The following is a 17,935-nucleotide window of genomic DNA, read 5'->3' as shown; positions in this document are numbered from 1 at the left end:
TTACAGAAATGAGTGTATCTCTCTATCTTAACTCAGGAATGAATTCATCTTGAGCATGAATGCATTTAAAGCTTATTTTATTAGGCTGTAAGTGTAAGGTAGTAAGACAACTAAGCGACCAAATAATGAATAAATCAGAATTCTACGCGGATTTGAACCGCGATTTTCAGGCGTTAATGGCAGGCGAAACCAGTTTTCTGGCGATGATTTCAAATACCAGCGCGCTGCTGTTCGAGCGGCTGACCGACGTGAACTGGGCCGGTTTCTATCTTCTGGAAGGTGACACGCTGGTGCTTGGCCCGTTCCAGGGCAAGCTGGCCTGCGTGCGGATTCCGGTCGGACGCGGCGTATGCGGGACTGCCGTCGCGCAGAATTGCGTGCAGCGGGTAGAGGATGTTCACGCGTTTGATGGGCACATCGCCTGTGACGCCGCCAGTAATTCGGAAATTGTCTTCCCGTTACGGGTGAACAATCAAACTATCGGCGTCCTGGATATCGATAGCACGGCGCATTCCCGCTTCACCGCTGAAGATGAGCAGGGACTGGCAGAACTGGTCGCGCATCTGGAAAAACTCATTTCTGCGACTGATTATCAAAAAATATTCACCCGCGTCGCAGGATAATCAACGGATAACGTAGCATTTACCGATGACGTCATTATAATGACGCCTGTTCATGCCTGCGGCTTGTTGGCTACGTCCGTTGTAATCAGGAAATTTCATGGAAAATCAACCTAAGTTGAATAGCAGTAAAGAAGTCATTGCGTTTCTGGCCGAACGTTTCCCTCAGTGTTTTAGCGCTGAAGGCGAAGCTCGCCCCCTGAAAGTCGGTATTTTTCAGGATCTCGTTGAGCGCGTTGGCGGAGAGATGAATCTCAGCAAAACCCAACTTCGCGCTGCTTTGCGTCTTTATACTTCGAGCTGGCGCTACCTGTACGGCGTTAAGCCTGGCGCAGTCCGCGTTGACCTTGACGGCAACCCGTGCGGCGAACTGGAAGAGCAGCACGTCGCTCATGCCCGTCAGCAGCTTGAAGAAGCAAAAGCCCGCGTCCAGGCGCAGCGCGAAGCGCAGCAGGCCAAAAAACGCGAAGCCGCTGCCGCAGCAGGCCAGCCGGAAGAGGGGGCACGTCGCGAGCGTAAACCGCGTCCTCAGCCTCAGGCGCGTCGTAAAGACGGCGCTGAGCAGCGTAAACCTCGCCCGGCAGCAGCAGCCAAAGCGCCGCGCGAAGAGCGTCATACCCCTGTATCAGATGTGTCTGTATTGACCGTTGGCCAGGCACTGAAGGTGAAAGCAGGCAATAATGCAATGGACGCCACCGTCCTGGAAATCACCAAAGATGGCGTTCGTGTACAGCTGACTTCTGGTATGTCAATGATTGTACGCGCAGAACACCTGGTGTTCTGAAACGGAGGCCGGGCCAGGCATGAACAAATTCTTTAAGCTCACCGCGTTGGCGGGCCTGCTGGTAATCGCAGGCCAGTCGTTCGCCGTGGACGATATCACCCGGATCGATCAAATCCCCGTGCTGAAAGAAGAGCCGCAGCACGCGACGGTGAGCGAGCGCGTCACATCGCGCTTTACCCGCTCTCACTACCGGCAGTTCGATCTTGATAATGCCTTTTCGGCAAAAATTTTCGATCGCTACCTGAACCTGCTCGACTACAGCCATAACGTGCTGTTAGCCAGCGACGTGGCCCAGTTTGCCGCGAAAAAGAATCAAATCGGCGATGAACTGCGCAGCGGGAAGCTGGACGTTTTTTACGACCTGTATAACCTGGCGCAGAAGCGTCGATTTGAGCGTTATCAATATGCATTGAAAGTGCTGGAACGTCCGATGGACTTTACCGGCAATGACAACTTCAACCTTGACCGCAGCAAGTCTCCCTGGCCGAAAGATGAGGCCGAGCTGAATGCGCTGTGGGATGCCAAGGTGAAATTTGATCAGCTCAGCCTCAAGCTGGCTGGCAAAGATGATAAAGAGATTCGCGAGACCCTAACCCGTCGCTACAAGTTTGCCATTCGTCGTCTGGCGCAAACCAATAGCGAAGACGTTTTCTCGCTGGCGATGACCGCCTTTGCGCGTGAAATCGACCCGCATACGAACTATCTCTCACCGCGCAATACCGAACAGTTCAACACCGAAATGAGCCTGTCTCTCGAAGGTATCGGCGCGGTACTGCAGATGGATGACGACTACACGGTGATCAACTCACTGGTGGCCGGTGGTCCTGCGGCGAAGAGTAAATCCATCAGCGTGGGCGACCGTATCGTTGGCGTTGGCCAGCCGGGTAAAGGCATGGTTGATGTCATCGGCTGGCGTCTTGATGATGTCGTGGCGCTGATCAAAGGTCCCAAGGGCAGCAAGGTTCGTCTGGAAATTCTCCCGGCGGGTAAAGGCGCGAAAACGCGGATTGTGACCCTTACGCGCGAACGCATTCGTCTTGAAGACCGCGCGGTTAAGATGTCAGTCAAAACCGTCGGCAAAGAGAAGGTTGGCGTGCTGGATATTCCGGGTTTCTATGTTGGCCTGACGGACGACGTCAAGGTTCAGCTGCAGAAACTGGAGAAACAGAACGTTAGCAGCATCGTTATCGATCTGCGCAGCAACGGCGGCGGGGCGCTGACCGAAGCGGTTTCGCTTTCTGGCCTGTTTATTCCATCCGGCCCGGTTGTCCAGGTTCGCGATAATAACGGTAAGGTGCGTGAAGACAGCGATACCGACGGCGTGGTGTACTACAAAGGCCCGCTGGTGGTGCTGGTCGACCGTTTCAGCGCCTCGGCTTCTGAAATTTTCGCCGCCGCGATGCAGGATTATGGCCGCGCGCTGATCGTCGGTGAGCCGACCTTTGGCAAGGGGACCGTCCAGCAGTATCGTTCGCTGAACCGCATTTACGATCAGATGCTGCGCCCTGACTGGCCGGCGCTGGGGTCCGTACAGTACACCATCCAGAAATTCTACCGTATTAACGGCGGGAGTACTCAGCGCAAGGGTGTGACGCCGGACATCATGATGCCGACCGGAACCGAAGAGCGTGAAACCGGCGAGCAGTATGAAGATAACGCGCTGCCGTGGGATAGCGTCAATGCGGCAACCTTCGTGAAGTATGGTGACCTGACGCCGTTCGGACCCGAGCTGCTGAAGCGCCACGATGCGCGTATCGCCAAGGATCCTGAGTTCCAGTACATCATGAAGGACATTGCTCGCTATAACGCGATGAAAGACAAACGCAACATCGTCTCCCTGAATTACGCGCAGCGTGAAAAGGAGAATGAAGAAGATGATGCGATTCGTCTGGCCCGCGTTAACGATCGCCTGAAACGCGAAGGCAAGCCGCTACTGAAAAAACTGGAAGATCTGCCGAAGGATTACCTGGAGCCTGACCCGTATCTTGATGAAACGGTTCATATTGCGCTCGACCTGGCCCATGAGGAAAAGGATCGGCCTGCGGTAGAGCCTCCGGCCAGTAAATAATCCCCCAACGGGCACACTAAGTTGTGCCCGTTTTTCTTTCTCGCCTTTCCCAACGTTCATTGCCTGATTTCAACAAAATGTCAACGCTTTTGCCCAGCGTCAGCAATATGCTACAAAATGTAAAGTTGTGTCTTTCTCGTGACTTAGCGGGGCCTGATGGTTGAAAATTGGCGTTCTACCCATACCATGTGGGTAATCGCATAGTGCGTTTTGTTAAATCGAGGTTAAAAGAAAATTATGATGCGAATCGCGCTTTTCCTGCTGACCAACCTGGCAGTGATGGTGGTGTTCGGGCTGGTGCTGAGCCTGACGGGAATTCAGTCAAGCAGCATGACCGGGCTGCTGATCATGGCCCTGTTGTTTGGTTTCGGCGGCTCAATCGTTTCGCTGCTGATGTCGAAATGGATGGCGCTGAAATCGGTGGGTGGGGAAGTCATTGAGCAGCCGCGTAACGAAACCGAGCGCTGGCTGATGAATACCGTCGCGCAGCAGGCGCGCCAGGCGGGTATCGCTATGCCGCAGGTCGCTATCTACCATGCGCCGGATATTAACGCCTTCGCGACCGGCGCGCGCCGCGATGCGTCGCTGGTGGCGGTCAGTACCGGGCTGCTGCAGAACATGAGCCGTGATGAAGCGGAAGCGGTTATCGCCCATGAGATTAGCCACATCGCCAACGGTGATATGGTCACCATGACGCTGATCCAGGGGGTAGTGAACACCTTCGTTATCTTTATCTCGCGCGTTATCGCGCAGATTGCGGCGGGCTTCCTCGGCGGCAACCGCGATGAAGGTGAAAGCAGCAACGGCAACCCGCTGATCTACTTTGCGGTCGCCACGGTGCTGGAGCTGGTATTTGGTATTCTGGCCAGCATCATCACCATGTGGTTCTCCCGCTACCGCGAGTTCCATGCGGACGCCGGTTCAGCGAAGCTGGTAGGGCGTGAGAAAATGATCGCCGCGCTGCAGCGGCTGAAAACCAGCTATGAGCCGCAGGAGGCCAGCAGCATGATGGCGTTCTGCATTAACGGCAAAGCGAAATCCATGAGCGAGCTGTTTATGACTCACCCGCCGCTGGATAAACGTATTGAAGCCCTGCGCAGCGGCGAATACCTGAAATAACCGTCGCGCCTGGCCCTGAAAACAAAAATCCGCAACCTTCGGGCTGCGGATTTTTTTATGCCGGTTTTTGCGTTACAGCCTGACGCGCGGCTGCGTGACGCGTAGCCCGCTGACCGCGGCCGCGACGACGGCAAACGTTCCGGCCAGCAAAAGGGCGGTGTGGGTTCCGCTATTGCCCAGCAGGTTAAACAGCAGCGCCACCAGCGCGGCGCCAGTGCTCTGTCCAAGCAGGCGCGCGGTCCCCAGCATGCCGCTTGCGCCGCCGCTGCGATGAGCCGGCGCTGACGAGACGATGGTGTGATTGTTGGGGGACTGGAACAGGCCAAAGCCCGCGCCGCAGAGCGCCATTCGCCAGATAATATCCAGGTCCGACGGCGCGGAGGGCAGTAAAGCCAGGCCGAACAGGCCGCAGGCCATGATGATTAGACCCATCGCGCCCAGCAGCCCGGCGTGAACTTTCTCAATCAAATATCCCGCCAGCGGCGCCATGACCATAGTGGCCAGCGGCCACGGCGTCAGGAGCAGACCGGTTTCCACCTCGCTACGCCCCATCATTGACTGCAGGAAGAACGGCAGCGAAACCATCGCCAGCATCTGGGCGCAAAAAGAGCATATCGACGTACAAATTGACAGAGAGAATAGCGGAATGCGCAGCAGGTCAACCGGCAGCAGGGGGACCGGCATTTTGAGCTGGCGGCGGACAAAAAAGAACCCGACGACCAGCATGGCCATAACCTCCGCCGCAACCAGCGCGCCTGACTGACCCTGAGCGAACCCGCCGAGGGCGGTAATCAGTAAGCCAAAAGTGAGGGCATTCATGATGGCGCTCGGCAGGTCGAAGCGGGTGACCTTGCTGCGGCCGGTGTTAGCAGGCAGATAGCGCATCGCGAGAAGCAGTGAAATAATCCCCAGCGGAACGTTAATCAGAAACAGCCATTGCCATGAAGCCATTGAGAGAATCGCGGCGGCGATGGTCGGCCCCGCTGCGGAGGAGACGGCCACCACGAAAGAGTTGATCCCCATCCCGCGGCCGAGAAAGCGCTGAGGATAAATCAGGCGAATCAGCGCGGTGTTAACGCTCATCAGCGCCGCGCCGCCGAGCCCCTGCGCAACGCGCGCCAGGGTCAGCATTTCGAGGCTTCTGGAGAGCGCGCAGGCCAGTGAGGTAAAGGTAAAAAGCACCAGGCCGATTTTATAAATACGCCGGTAGCCGACCATATCGCCGAGGAAAGAGAGCGGCAGCAGCGCGATAACGATAGCAATTTGGTAGGCATTAACTATCCAGATTGAAGAGGCCGGGGATGCGTTTAAATCGCTGGCGATGGTCGGCAGGGCGACGTTGGCGATAGCGCCGTCCAGCACCGCCATCGCCAGGCCTAATACAATGGTCAGAATGGCGCCGTAACGCTGCGGTAAAGGCAGCCCATCGGAGATGTTTTTATCCATGTGAAGTCTGTATCTTATCGGGAACTATTAACTGGTTAATAATTTTAGCATTGATTATTCAGCGGCATGTCGCAGATTTGTAACGAATCGGCAGAAGAACGATTGCGGGTAACGGGATGCGAATTTATAATAAAAACCGGTTCTAATTTTTATAAAACAGTTGCGATGAGGTGATAAATGGCAGTTGCAGATTTGGATAAACAGCCAGATTCTGTCTCTTCGGTATTGAAGGTTTTTGGCATTCTGCAGGCGCTTGGCGAAGAGCGTGAAATTGGCATTACCGAACTGTCCCAGCGCGTCATGATGTCAAAAAGCACCGTTTATCGCTTTTTGCAGACCATGAAATCGCTGGGATACGTAGCTCAGGAAGGTGAGTCCGAGAAATATTCTCTGACCCTGAAACTCTTCGAACTTGGCGCGCGGGCTTTGCAGAACGTTGATTTGGTGCGCAGCGCTGATATTCAGATGCGCGAGCTTTCACGCCTGACGAAAGAGACCGTCCACCTGGGCGCCCTGGATGAAGACAGCATTGTTTACATCCACAAAATCGACTCAATGTACAATTTGCGCATGTATTCGCGCATCGGGCGTCGTAACCCGCTGTACAGCACCGCGATCGGTAAAGTGCTGCTGGCCTGGCGCGATCGTGCCGAGGTTGAGCAGATTCTGGAAGGGGTGGAGTACAAACGCAGCACCGACCGAACTATCACCAGCACCGAAGAGCTGCTGGCGGTTCTCGATAAGGTCCGCGAGCAGGGGTATGGCGAAGATAACGAAGAGCAGGAAGAGGGACTGCGCTGCATCGGGGTTCCGGTTTTCGACCGCTTCGGCGTGGTTATCGCGGGCCTGAGTATCTCTTTCCCGACGCTGCGTTTCTCGGAAGAGCGCCTGAACGAGTACGTGGCGATGCTGCACACGGCGGCGCGTAAAATTTCAGAACAGATGGGCTACAACGATTATCCGTTCTGACCTTGTGCGTAAATCGGGCTACAGCGTCTGTAGCCCGATCGTGACTAGCCGTTATCAACAACCGTGGCGCTTTTTCGCAGGATAGGGCAATCGGTAATGCCGATAATACCGCTGCTGGAATGAACATATTGTGCGGTACTGATGCCGCGAGCCGTGAGATATTTACACTGCAATCCCAGCCCCCCGGCATTCTCACTGCTGCCCATTAATACGCCGTAGCCGCTTAATAATACGCCAATCCACAAGATAGCCAGCACCACAATGGTACGAATGATCAATCGCATTGTTGCCTCATTATTTGTATTATCCTTGCGTCCATTCTGGCATGAACATCGTTTGAAACAAGTCTATGATTCCTAAACTTGCCTTTCGTATTACAGTTAGCCGCGGTTTAAGAAGGTCATGTTATCCTGGCGACATCTGGTACTGATGCGGAGTGTGGAGTGAAAAAATTACGCTGGGTTTTGCTGATAGTCATCATCGCAGGTTGTTTACTGCTATGGACTCAGATGCTTAACGTAATGTGCGATCAGGATGTACAGTTCTTCAGCGGCATCTGCACTATCAATAAATTTATTCCCTGGTAAGACATTTTTAATATGACTGATTTTCTTCTGCCGCGCGGGTGGTAGAATAAACGCCTTCTCTTTGAGGTGGTGAAATGAGTGAGTTACTAAATCCTGGGATTGTAAGCCTGGCATCCGTGGCGCTTTCAGTTGTGCTGTTGCTTGTCGGCCTGTTGTTATGGTTTTTTGTTAATCGCGCCAGCTCGCGCGCTAATGAGCAGATAGCGCTGCTGCAGGCGCTGCTGGATCAGCAAAAGCGGCAAAACGCGCTGCTGCGCCGTCTCTGCGAGGCCAATGAGCCAGAGAAGGAGAGTGCCGCAGAACCTTCCATCGCCGAGAAGGGGAAAGGCGACGACGACTTCATTCGTCTGGTCGCAGAGCGCTAATCTGATTGTCAGGTGTACATCGTGACGGTGTGCGCCTGTATCTCCCCCGGTGTATAACGTATCCTTATCGATAAATTCTCTTCCGAACGTAAACCTGCCCACCGGCAAGCGGAGGCGGCGCGTTTATGCTCTCTTTAATTAGTTTGTTTAATTCATCAAATAAAAGAACAGGAAAGACCCGACTGTCATCAGGCGTTCATTATTGCGATGAAGTATAGACAATATTTTAAGTACTTCAATTAACGCGCTTCGATATTATGCCATGGGCCTGTAAAGCAATTTTTCAACTATCGATATGAGCTTTTAAATGCATCTTTATGCAATGCTTTCTGACTCCCCCTAAAATTGGCAGCTTGGCTCTACGCGGGGCCCGGCAAGCTGAAGTCATTGAGCAATGGCGGATAAACTCCCAGGCAGGGGGCCGTCTCAGCGGCGCCAGCGCGGAGGGAGAAGGATAAGCCAGAGGAAGCAAAGTCGCATAAATGTGCAGGTGATCAAATGATTCCCTTATAATTTGTGCGAGCGATCGAGAGCCGTCTAAAAATGGCTTGCCATTATTTACGTAGTATGTGATAACACGTTTCGGGTTAAACGAGGTACAGTTCTGTTTATGTGTGGCATTTTCAGTAAAGAAGTCCTGAGTAAACACGTTGTCGTTGAATACCGCTTCTCTGCCGAACCTTATATTAGTGCCTCATGCAGTCATGTGTCAGTTTTATCTATGTAAGTGCCCCACGGGCGAAGAAAACAGTCTAAGGAATTTTGCAAATGGCAAAGATTAAAGGTCAAGTTAAGTGGTTCAACGAGTCTAAAGGTTTTGGCTTCATTACTCCGGCTGATGGCAGCAAAGATGTGTTCGTACACTTCTCCGCTATCCAGGGTAACGGCTTCAAAACTCTGGCTGAAGGCCAGAACGTTGAGTTCGAAATTCAGGACGGCCAGAAAGGTCCAGCTGCAGTTAACGTAACTGCTATCTGATTTAGACCACTGAATCTTGTAAGAAAGCCTCGCAGCCGCGGGGCTTTTTAGTCTTTATTGCAAATCATGTCATTTTTCCTCCCTCTGTTGCGCTTTGTTGCAAAACAACATCCTTATTAGCACTGTTTAGCAACCTGTTTTGTATATATCTGTTAAATCAGGTGGTTGCAAAATAATGATGGAGCTAAGGTGCAAAAGAACAAACTTAAGTCAGCCGCCAACTTTACCCCTCTGCGGTTTGGGTTGTTATGCGTGGCTATTCTTTGCTGTATGGGTCTGCTGCTGGCCCGGGTAGGCTGGCTGCAAATTGTCTCTCCCGACAATTTGGTTAAACAAGAAGATATGCGCTCCTTGCGCGAAGAGCCTATCGACGTGCAGCGCGGCATGATTAGCGATCGCGAGGGCCGCCCGCTGGCGGTTAGCGTGCCGGTGAGCGCCATCTGGATCGATCCGCAAACAACTCTCGCAAAAGGCGGCGTCGGATATGGCCCGCGCTGGCAGGCGATGGCGCAAGCTTTACACCTCAACCTTAGCGAGCTTGCCCATCGCGTGCAGGCGCATCCTCATGCGCGTTTTCTCTATCTGGCGCGCCAGATAAACCCGGAGCAGGCGGAGTGGATCGACAAGCTGCACCTGCCGGGGATTAATCTGCGCGATGAGTCGCGTCGTTTTTATCCCGCGGGGCACGTTGCGGCTAATCTGCTGGGCTTTACCAATATCGATAATCAAGGAATCGAGGGGGTAGAGAAAAGCTTTAATGCCCAGCTAACCGGTCAGCCCGGGCGTCGCCTGGTGCGCAAAGACCGGCACGGCAACGTCATCGAAAATATCACCGAAGTCCCGGCGGTCCCGGCCCACAATTTGCAGCTCAGTATCGATGAGCGTCTGCAAACGGTGACCGAGGACGCGCTGGATAACGCCGTGCGCTGGAACAAAGCGGAATCAGGGGCGGCGGTATTAATTAAAATTGATACCGGGGAAATCCTGTCGATGGCCAGCTACCCCGATTTCAACCCTAACAATCGCGATGACGCGAAGCTGGATGATTTCCGCAATCGCGCGATTAGCGATACTTTCGAGCCGGGGTCGACGGTTAAGCCGCTGGTGCTGATGACCGCCCTTCAGCAGGGCATTGTTCAGCCGGATAGCGTGGTGGATACCCATCCGTTTACCCTCGACGGTCATCGTATTCGCGACGTCGGTTACTACCCTGAGCTGTCCCTCACCGGCATTCTGCAAAAATCCAGCGATACCGGCGTTTCACATTTGTCGCTGGCCATGCCGATTCAACATCTTATCGATACCTATAAAGCGTTCGGTTTCGGCGACTCTACCGGTCTGGGATTAACCGGTGAAAGCGCCGGGCTGATGCCGCAGCGTCGCTACTGGGGACAGCTGGACCGGGCGACATTCGCCTTCGGCTACGGCCTGATGGTCACGCCGCTCCAGCTGGCGCACGTTTACGCAACTATCGGCAGCTACGGTATTGAGCGTCCGCTATCGATCACGCGTATCGATCCGCCGGTCATGGGCACCCGAGTGATGCCGGAGCAGATTGTGCATGAAGTCGAACATATGATGGAGAGCGTTGCCTTGCCGGGCGGCGGGGGCACCAAAGCGGCGGTGCGCGACTATCGGGTGGCGGTAAAAACCGGTACCGCCAAGAAAATTGGCCCTGACGGGAAATATATCGACAAATACGTGGCCTACACCGCAGGGGTGGCGCCCGCCAGTAACCCAAAATTTGCGCTGGTAGTGGTGATGAACGACCCCAGCAACGGTTCGTATTACGGTGGGGCAGTGTCGGCGCCGGTATTCAGCCAGATCATGGGCGATGTCCTGCGCCTGGAAAACGTGATGCCAGATGGGATGCCGCAGGGTTCTGAAAACCTGATCGTCATGCATCATGACGGCATGCTGCCGCCTGCGCTGTAACGGTGGCCTGGAGGGGCGAATAGCGCTACACTTTCGCCCTTTCAGCACACCGGAGTTGCCATGTCTTACAGTTGCCCACTTTGCCACGCGCCGCTTGAGCGCCGCGATAATAGCTTTATCTGCCCGCAGCGGCATCAGTTCGATCTGGCGAAGGAAGGGTACGTCAATTTACTGCCGGTGCAGTTTAAGCGCTCCCGCGATCCGGGCGACAGCGCTGAAATGATGCAGGCCCGGCGGGCGTTTCTCGATGCGGGTCATTATCAGCCGCTTCGCGACGCGATCTGCGCTTATCTGCACACTTTCGCTCCGACCGATTTACTGGACATCGGCTGCGGGGAAGGCTACTACACGCACGCTTTTGCCGCCATCGCCAGCCGCAGCTGGGGTCTGGACGTGTCGAAATCCGCTATCCGCGCGGCGGCAAAACGGTACCCGCAGGTCAACTTTTGCGTCGCCTCCAGCCAGCGTTTACCGTTTGAGGATGCAAGCCTGGATGCGATAGTACGTATTTACGCCCCCTGCAATGCCGTTGAGCTGGCGCGCGTTGTCCGCCCCGGCGGCTGGGTCATCACCGCGACGCCGGGGCCTCGTCACCTGATGGAGCTGAAAGGGTTGATATACGACGAAGTGCGTTTGCACGAGCAGAACGCGGAAGAGATGGCAGGGTTTACGCTACGTCACCAGCAGCAGCTGGCCTATCCGATGCAGCTTAACGGCAGCGAGGCGGAAGCTTTACTGCAAATGACGCCGTTTGCGTGGCGGGCTAAGCCGCCGGTTCGGGAAGCGCTGCGTCAACAGGTGGGATTTGACTGCCAGACCGATTTTGCCATTCACTGCTGGCAGCGCGACGCCTGAGGATCAGCCGGCGAAATGGCTCCAGAGGATCTGGGCGCCGATGCCAATCAGCACGATACCGCCGAGGATTTCCGCCCGTTTGCCGAGCAGCGGGCCGATAAAACGTCCCACCATCATACCGAGCGTCGACATTATCAGCGTGGCGCAGCCGATAGCCAGCGCGGTGGCGATAATGTTGACCTGCAGAAACGCCAGGCCAACGCCGACGGCCATGGCGTCAAGGCTGGTAGCGAATGCGGTGGTCACCAGCAGCCAGAAACCGTGGCGTCGCGGAGTTTCGCAGTCGTCGTCGTTGCCGCCGCGAAACCCTTCGATAACCATTCGACCGCCGAGAAACACCAGCAGCACAAAGGCAATCCAGTGGTTCCACTCAAGAACAAACTGGCTGGCAAGCATCCCCATTCCCCAACCGACCAGCGGCGTGAGCGTTTCGATAGCGCCAAAGATAAGACCCGTGCGCAGGGCTTCAGAAAATTTAGGTTTATGGAGAGTGGCGCCTTTGCCAATAGAGGCCGCGAAGGCGTCCATGGACATGCCGAAGGCAAGAAGAATTGTAGCGGATACATTCATGAGAGCGTCCTGACCGGGGATAATCCATATGACACATCGCCGCCCCCAGTAAAAATACGCAGCCCATCCTGAAGATGAGGCGCCGCGTACAGCAGCGATGCGTCTATGGTCTCGCCTGATTGAAGACGTTCTTCTTCAACCCGTACGTGCCACGTTTTGCAACGAGTATGTTGACACGTACATTTTCTGGCAGGCAGAAAATTGGCTACTCCCCAACGACGGGCGCAACCTTAACATAATTTTAGAATATAAAACAATAACAGAGTCAGGTTATTTTGCTAACCAAATGATAACGATTTTCATTTAAATTTAGAAGTGAATAATTCGTTAATAAATATCGGCGAATTAAACGAATGGAATATAGCCGCGGCTATATTCCATTCGCCGGGGAATGACAAAATATAGCGCAGGCTATATTTGTAACTCATTGAGTTGAAATGAGAAGTTTGTATATTTTTTCCAGGTCGTCGATATTTTGTACGCGAATTAGCAGGCGACGCTGCTCTAATTGCATAACCAGCACGCCATCTTCCGATAAATTCATCTCTTTAATACGCTTATATTCGATCCAGATATTGGCGAAAAAAAAGCCTTCTTTTTTGAAGATGATTTTGGGTGAACGGATCCAGAAAAGATATAACCCCATCAAGGCCAGGGCAGATAATAGCCAGGTGGTGATAAGTTCGCCCTGGCTGGCAATATTGTTATAAATCAGGATAGCAATGAGGCCGACGAAGATAATGCCATCGACGCGATTGCGGCGGAGCAGGGGGATAGCCAGCAAAACGGGGCCATTGCGGCGCGGCATGATGAACTGATCGTAAATCGCAAACGCGAGCAGAACGAGAATAAACAGGATTAACACCAGGTCCGTGATTGTCATCCATCCTCCAAATAAAAAAGCCGGGGGCAAGCCCCCGGCGCACAGCGTGTAGATTACTGGCCCAGCAGGCCGACAGCGTAGCCCGCGATACCGATGACGAAGAAGCCAACGATGATCCACAGGGCGTTAACTTTTTTGCGCAGCAGCCACATACAGGCGAAGGTCAGCAGCAGCGGCACCAGGCCCGGCATCAGCTGGTCAAGGATAGTCTGCACGGTGGTTACGCGCGTCTGGCCATCCTGACCGGTGATGGTGGAAACCACCAGCGGGATGTTCACGTGCGTCCACTTGTTAACCAATGCCCCCATGACAAACAGGCCGAGAATTGACGCCCCCTCGGTCAGTTTCTGCAGGAAGCCGCCGCCCATATCTTTAACGATATCGATACCTTTACGGTAACCGTACGCTACGCCGTAATAACGGGTCAGCAGACGCACCGCGTTAAACAGGATAAAGAACAGCAGAGGCCCGAGCAGACTGCCGCTCATGGCGATACCTGCGCCCAGCGCGGCGAACACCGGACGAACGGTACCCCAGAAGATAGGGTCGCCCACGCCGGCCAGCGGGCCCATCAGACCAACTTTGATACCGTTGATAGCACCATCGTCGATCTCTGCGCCGTTAGCACGCTGCTCTTCCATCGCCAGCGTTACGCCGAGAACCGGCGCCGCAACGTAGGGATGGGTGTTAAAGAACTCAAGGTGACGCTTAATCGCCTGTTTACGCGCATCGTTGTTCTCCGGATACAGGCGACGAATAGCCGGCACCATGGAGAAGCAGAAGCCCAGCGCCTGCATACGTTCGAAGTTCCATGAACCCTGGAACAGGTTAGAACGAATGAACACGCCACGAATATCACTCTGAGTCAGTTTTTTCTCGGTGGTATTTTTAGTCATATCAACCATTTCGCTCACCTGTTAGTCCAGTTCGTTGTCGAGATCGTTATTACCAGCAGCCTGCACAGGCGCACCCGCTACGCGGTTGTATTTCGGGCTCAGCTGGATGTAGAGCACCGCCATCACGGTACCAATTACACCCAGAGCAACCAGGTTGAAATCGGTGAACGCGGCGGTCACAAAGCCCAGGTAGAAGAACGGCATCAGGTAGCCTGCGCGCATCATGTTGATGACCATCGCGTAACCGACGACCACGATCATGCCGCCCGCGATGTTCAGACCGCCGGTAACCACTTCTGGAATGGCGTTCAGCATACCCTGTACTTCGCTGGTGCCGACGGAAATCGCCACGATAACGGCAGGGATAGCGATACGCATGGCCTGCAGGAACAGCGATGAAACGTGCAGCCAGGATATGGCCGTCAGGTTTCCATTCTCCGCGGCCTTATCCGCCGCGTGCTGGAAGGCAACGGTGATGGTACGAACGATAATGGTCAGAACCTGGCCTGCCGCGGCCAGCGGGATTGCCAGCGCGATACCGGCACCGATGCTTTGATGGCCGGCGATAACCAGAACGGTAGAGATGATAGAAGCAAGGGCGGCATCCGGCGCAACGGCCGCACCGATGTTCATCCAGCCCAGGGCGATCATTTCCAGGGTACCACCGATAATAATACCGGTTTTCATATCCCCGAGAACGGCGCCAATCAGCGTACAGGCCACCAGAGGACGGTGGAACTGAAATTCATCAAGTACCGACTCCATACCCGCAATACACGCGACGATGAACACCAGCACAATCTGAAGAAAGGTAATCTCCATTGTACTTCTCCTGTTGATTAAGTCTTAAGTTGAAAATTGCGTTGCGATCCGCGGGGTGACTTATTTCACCTTGGCGATCAGATCCATCATTTTCAGTTTCTGGTCGGTGGAAACTTTGCGGGCCTCCAGTTCGATACCGCGGGCATTCAGCTTTTTGAACGCTTCGATATCTTTCTCATCGACCGAAATGGCGTTGTTCACCTGCGTTTTACCCTGGCGGAAAGCCATGCCGCCGATGTTGACGCTGGTGATTTTCACACCGCCTTCAACCACGCGTTCAACGTCCGTTGGGTTAGTGAACAGCAGCATAATGCGCTCGCCTGCGTATTTGGGGTTGTTATAGACGCGGATCATTTTCGCGACGTCTACAACGTGGGCGGTAACGCCCGGAGGAGCAACCTGAGTCAGCAGCGTTTTACGTACGGTATCCGCCGCAACTTCGTCGCTGACGACGATAATGCGGGAAACGTTGGTTTCTTTAGTCCAGCGAGTGGCGACCTGGCCGTGGATTAAACGGTCATCGATACGCGCAAGCCCGATAACCATGTAGTCGTTTGGACCCATTGGCTTCAATGGCGCAGCCGCTTTCGGGGCAGCCGCCTGAACCGGAGCAGGGGCGGCCTTTTCCACCGGCTTCGCTTTCAGCGCCTTAACGCCTTCGCGACCGGTTTCTACCGCCAGGGCAACCAGCTCATCGAACGACGGGTTGTCGTCACGCGCCATCAGCGTTTCAACCAGCATCGGAATATTAACGCCCGCGATGACTTCATAATGTTCTTTATCGACGACAATGCGGCTGGCCGCGTTAAACGGGCTGCCTCCCCATGTATCGACGAGAAATAACACGCCTTTTGCTGTATCCAGCTTTGCCAGCTGAGCGTTGTACTTTTCGATTAACGTTTCTGCGTTTTCGCCAGGGACGAAATCAATCCAGCCAACGTTTTCCTGTTCGCCCAGCAGCATTTCTGCCGTTTTTAACAGCTGTTCTGCAGCCCAACCATGTGTGCCTATTACAATAGCAATCGTCACTTGCTACCTCCTTTATAATCGTGAATGCATCATCTGTTCTGATACATCCTGAATCACTCTTGCGAACAAAATCGATTCAGTAAGGGTGTAAGATATAAAGTAATTACTACAGCGAATTATTTTAGACAGTGAAAAAATAATTAATGTGATGAAGCTCCGCTAATTATGCATCTGTTGGTAATTATTTTGCAGCGCAAAAAATAGTCTTAGCTATTGCAAAGACAGGTAAATTTTTTCCAATTATGCTCTATATTTTGCTATGTTTACGTTCCGTTTAATTACTCAGGAGTATAGGGCATAGCCCGCTATATGGACCGTCACCGACGTCTTTTCACCTTCCGGCACGCGTTTGCCGCCGCCACCTGCTACGTCTTTTCACCAGCAACAAGTGTCTCGTCTGTGCATGACACAGCGATGACTACGCCTGTCGTTAACTGGAGCTGCTCATGGAATTCTTAATGGATCCCTCTATTTGGGCCGGTTTGCTGACGCTTGTCGTCCTTGAAATCGTACTGGGTATCGACAACCTGGTGTTTATCGCCATCCTTGCCGACAAGCTGCCGCCAAAGCAGCGGGACAAGGCGCGCCTGATCGGCCTCTCGCTGGCGCTGTTTATGCGCCTGGGTCTGCTGTCGGTTATTTCGTGGATGGTGACCCTGACGAAACCGCTTTTCAGCGTTGCCGATTTCTCGTTTTCCGGACGCGACCTGATCATGCTGCTCGGGGGGATATTCCTGCTGTTTAAGGCGACCACCGAACTGCATGAACGGCTGGAGAACCGCCAGCATGACTCCGGTCATGGTAAAGGCTATGCCAGCTTCTGGGTGGTGGTACTACAAATCGTGGTACTGGACGCCGTGTTCTCGCTGGACGCCGTGATTACCGCGGTCGGGATGGTTAACCACCTGCCGGTGATGATGGCGGCGGTGGTGATCGCGATGGCGGTGATGCTGCTGGCTTCGAAGCCGTTGACTAATTTTGTCAACCAGCATCCGACGGTGGTAGTGCTCTGTCTGAGCTTCCTGCTGATGATCGGCCTGAGCCTGGTGGCTGAAGGTTTTGGTTTCCATATACCGAAAGGTTACCTGTACGCCGCGATTGGCTTCTCGATTACCATCGAGTTTTTTAACCAGATTGCGCGCCGTAACTTTATTCGTCATCAATCGACCCTGCCTCTGCGCGCGCGCACTGCCGATGCGATCCTCCGTCTGATGGGCGGGCGTAAGCAAAGCGCCGCGGCGCATGATAGCGATAGCGCGTCCGTCGTGCCGATCCCCGAAGGCGCGTTTGCGGAAGAAGAACGCTATATGATTAACGGCGTGCTGACCCTGGCCCAGCGTTCGTTGCGCAGCATTATGACCCCGCGCGGGGAAATTAGCTGGGTAAACGCCGAGCAAAGCGAAGAGGAAATTCGCCGTCAGCTGCTCTCTTCACCGCACAGCCTGTTCCCGGTCTGCCGCGGCGAGCTGGATGAAATCATCGGTATCGTGCGGGCGAAAGAGATGCTGGTGGCGCTGGAAGCGGGTGACAATGTTGCCGCTCTGGCTTCCGCCTCGCCGGCGATTGTGGTCCCGGAAACGCTGGACCCGATCAATCTGCTGGGCGTGCTGCGCCGCGCCCGCGGTAGCTTTGTCATCGTGACTAACGAGTTTGGCGTCGTACAGGGGCTGGTTACGCCGCTGGACGTACTGGAGGCGATTGCCGGCGAGTTCCCGGACGCTGACGAAACGCCGGAAATTGTCATCGACGGCGACGGCTGGCTGGTGAAAGGTTCAACCGACGTGCATGCGTTGCAGCAGGCGTTGGGGGTAGACGATCTGGTTGATGAGGACGAAGATATTGCCACGGTTGCCGGCCTGGTGATTGCCGTCAACGGCCATATTCCGCGTCCGGGCGACGTGCTTGAGCTATCACCTCTGCAGTTCACGATTGTTGAAGCCAACGACTATCGCGTCGATCTGGTACGCGTCGTCAAGCTGCGACAGTATAACGACGAAGAAGAGTAACGG

19 protein-coding genes and 1 riboswitch are annotated in these 17,935 nt (G+C 54.3%); of the genes, 12 read left to right on the top strand and 7 right to left on the bottom strand.

The features are described from left to right. Positions 1-125: 125 nt before the first annotated feature. The 4 genes from ABLV30_RS22220 to htpX all read left to right on the top strand — a co-directional run bounded on the left by ABLV30_RS22220 (position 126) and on the right by htpX (position 4,591). On the top strand, positions 126-623 hold the full coding sequence (locus ABLV30_RS22220) for a GAF domain-containing protein (protein WP_025106141.1): 498 nt from the start codon (positions 126-128) through the stop codon (positions 621-623). A 97-nt stretch (positions 624-720) separates the two neighbouring features. Beyond that, positions 721-1,404, top strand: coding sequence for an RNA chaperone ProQ (gene proQ / locus ABLV30_RS22215; protein WP_004852059.1), 684 nt, complete (start codon positions 721-723; stop codon positions 1,402-1,404). 19 nt (positions 1,405-1,423) lie between these two features. After that, positions 1,424-3,472, top strand: a complete 2,049-nt coding sequence (gene prc, locus ABLV30_RS22210) for a carboxy terminal-processing peptidase (RefSeq protein ID WP_265800157.1) — start codon at positions 1,424-1,426, stop codon at positions 3,470-3,472. 237 nt (positions 3,473-3,709) lie between these two features. Continuing rightward, positions 3,710-4,591, top strand: coding sequence for a protease HtpX (gene htpX / locus ABLV30_RS22205; protein ID WP_014229823.1), 882 nt, complete (start codon positions 3,710-3,712; stop codon positions 4,589-4,591). Positions 4,592-4,663: 72 nt separating this feature from the next. Here the strand turns inward: htpX and ABLV30_RS22200 are convergent, their stop codons facing one another. Then, positions 4,664-6,037: an MFS transporter gene (locus ABLV30_RS22200; RefSeq protein WP_048261011.1), complete on the bottom strand. Its 1,374-nt coding sequence runs from the start codon at positions 6,035-6,037 to the stop codon at positions 4,664-4,666. 177 nt (positions 6,038-6,214) lie between these two features. On the opposite strand from ABLV30_RS22200, the gene kdgR reads away from it, so the two are divergent. Next, positions 6,215-7,006 carry a DNA-binding transcriptional regulator KdgR gene (kdgR, locus tag ABLV30_RS22195; protein ID WP_004103314.1) on the top strand — a complete coding sequence of 264 codons (792 nt, stop codon included), beginning with the start codon at positions 6,215-6,217 and terminating at the stop codon, positions 7,004-7,006. Between the two features lie 44 nt (positions 7,007-7,050). On the opposite strand, the gene ABLV30_RS22190 is transcribed toward kdgR, so the two are convergent. Next, positions 7,051-7,290 (bottom strand): YobH family protein, encoded by a 240-nt coding sequence (locus ABLV30_RS22190; RefSeq protein ID WP_004122000.1) that lies wholly within the window; start codon positions 7,288-7,290, stop codon positions 7,051-7,053. A 159-nt stretch (positions 7,291-7,449) separates the two neighbouring features. On the opposite strand from ABLV30_RS22190, the gene mgrB reads away from it, so the two are divergent. The 6 genes from mgrB to rlmA all read left to right on the top strand — a co-directional run bounded on the left by mgrB (position 7,450) and on the right by rlmA (position 11,726). Further along, positions 7,450-7,593, top strand: a complete 144-nt coding sequence (gene mgrB / locus ABLV30_RS22185) for a PhoP/PhoQ regulator MgrB (RefSeq protein WP_002911375.1) — start codon at positions 7,450-7,452, stop codon at positions 7,591-7,593. Positions 7,594-7,667: 74 nt separating this feature from the next. Further along, positions 7,668-7,958, top strand: a complete 291-nt coding sequence (locus ABLV30_RS22180) for a YebO family protein (RefSeq protein ID WP_004103312.1) — start codon at positions 7,668-7,670, stop codon at positions 7,956-7,958. A 610-nt stretch (positions 7,959-8,568) separates the two neighbouring features. After that, positions 8,569-8,685, top strand: coding sequence for a DUF2627 domain-containing protein (locus ABLV30_RS22175; RefSeq protein ID WP_004134862.1), 117 nt, complete (start codon positions 8,569-8,571; stop codon positions 8,683-8,685). Between the two features lie 41 nt (positions 8,686-8,726). After that, a complete protein-coding gene (cspE, locus tag ABLV30_RS22170) occupies positions 8,727-8,936 on the top strand; it encodes a transcription antiterminator/RNA stability regulator CspE (RefSeq protein WP_001062678.1) in 210 nt (69 codons plus the stop codon). A gap of 189 nt (positions 8,937-9,125) precedes the next feature. Further along, a complete protein-coding gene (gene ftsI / locus ABLV30_RS22165; RefSeq protein ID WP_047723571.1) occupies positions 9,126-10,871 on the top strand; it encodes a peptidoglycan glycosyltransferase FtsI in 1,746 nt (581 codons plus the stop codon). Between the two features lie 60 nt (positions 10,872-10,931). After that, a complete protein-coding gene (rlmA, locus tag ABLV30_RS22160; protein WP_014838813.1) occupies positions 10,932-11,726 on the top strand; it encodes a 23S rRNA (guanine(745)-N(1))-methyltransferase in 795 nt (264 codons plus the stop codon). A 3-nt stretch (positions 11,727-11,729) separates the two neighbouring features. Here rlmA and mntP read toward each other — a convergent pair whose 3' ends face one another. From mntP to manX, 5 genes are all read right to left on the bottom strand, one after another. Further along, positions 11,730-12,296 carry a manganese efflux pump MntP gene (gene mntP / locus ABLV30_RS22155; RefSeq protein ID WP_014229818.1) on the bottom strand — a complete coding sequence of 189 codons (567 nt, stop codon included), beginning with the start codon at positions 12,294-12,296 and terminating at the stop codon, positions 11,730-11,732. 71 nt (positions 12,297-12,367) lie between these two features. After that, a riboswitch (yybP-ykoY riboswitch) is annotated at positions 12,368-12,522 on the bottom strand. A 198-nt stretch (positions 12,523-12,720) separates the two neighbouring features. Then, positions 12,721-13,179: a DUF986 family protein gene (locus ABLV30_RS22150; protein WP_004852044.1), complete on the bottom strand. Its 459-nt coding sequence runs from the start codon at positions 13,177-13,179 to the stop codon at positions 12,721-12,723. Between the two features lie 53 nt (positions 13,180-13,232). Next, on the bottom strand, positions 13,233-14,084 hold the full coding sequence (locus ABLV30_RS22145) for a PTS mannose transporter subunit IID (RefSeq protein ID WP_004103307.1): 852 nt from the start codon (positions 14,082-14,084) through the stop codon (positions 13,233-13,235). 12 nt (positions 14,085-14,096) lie between these two features. Further along, positions 14,097-14,897: a PTS mannose transporter subunit IIC gene (gene manY, locus ABLV30_RS22140; protein ID WP_004103305.1), complete on the bottom strand. Its 801-nt coding sequence runs from the start codon at positions 14,895-14,897 to the stop codon at positions 14,097-14,099. A gap of 60 nt (positions 14,898-14,957) precedes the next feature. After that, the gene (manX, locus tag ABLV30_RS22135; RefSeq protein WP_004103303.1) at positions 14,958-15,926 is read right to left on the bottom strand and encodes a PTS mannose transporter subunit IIAB; all 969 of its coding nucleotides are present in this window, start codon (positions 15,924-15,926) and stop codon (positions 14,958-14,960) included. A 446-nt stretch (positions 15,927-16,372) separates the two neighbouring features. Here manX and yoaE point away from each other — a divergent pair, with 446 nt between their 5' ends. Continuing rightward, on the top strand, positions 16,373-17,932 hold the full coding sequence (yoaE, locus tag ABLV30_RS22130; protein ID WP_004852040.1) for a CNNM family cation transport protein YoaE: 1,560 nt from the start codon (positions 16,373-16,375) through the stop codon (positions 17,930-17,932). Positions 17,933-17,935: the final 3 nt, after the last annotated feature.

Origin of the sequence: Klebsiella sp. CN_Kp113 (genome assembly GCF_040064585.1) — a bacterium.
Lineage (GTDB): Bacteria > Pseudomonadota > Gammaproteobacteria > Enterobacterales > Enterobacteriaceae > Klebsiella > Klebsiella michiganensis.
This window is presented reverse-complemented; position numbering and strand designations above follow the sequence as displayed.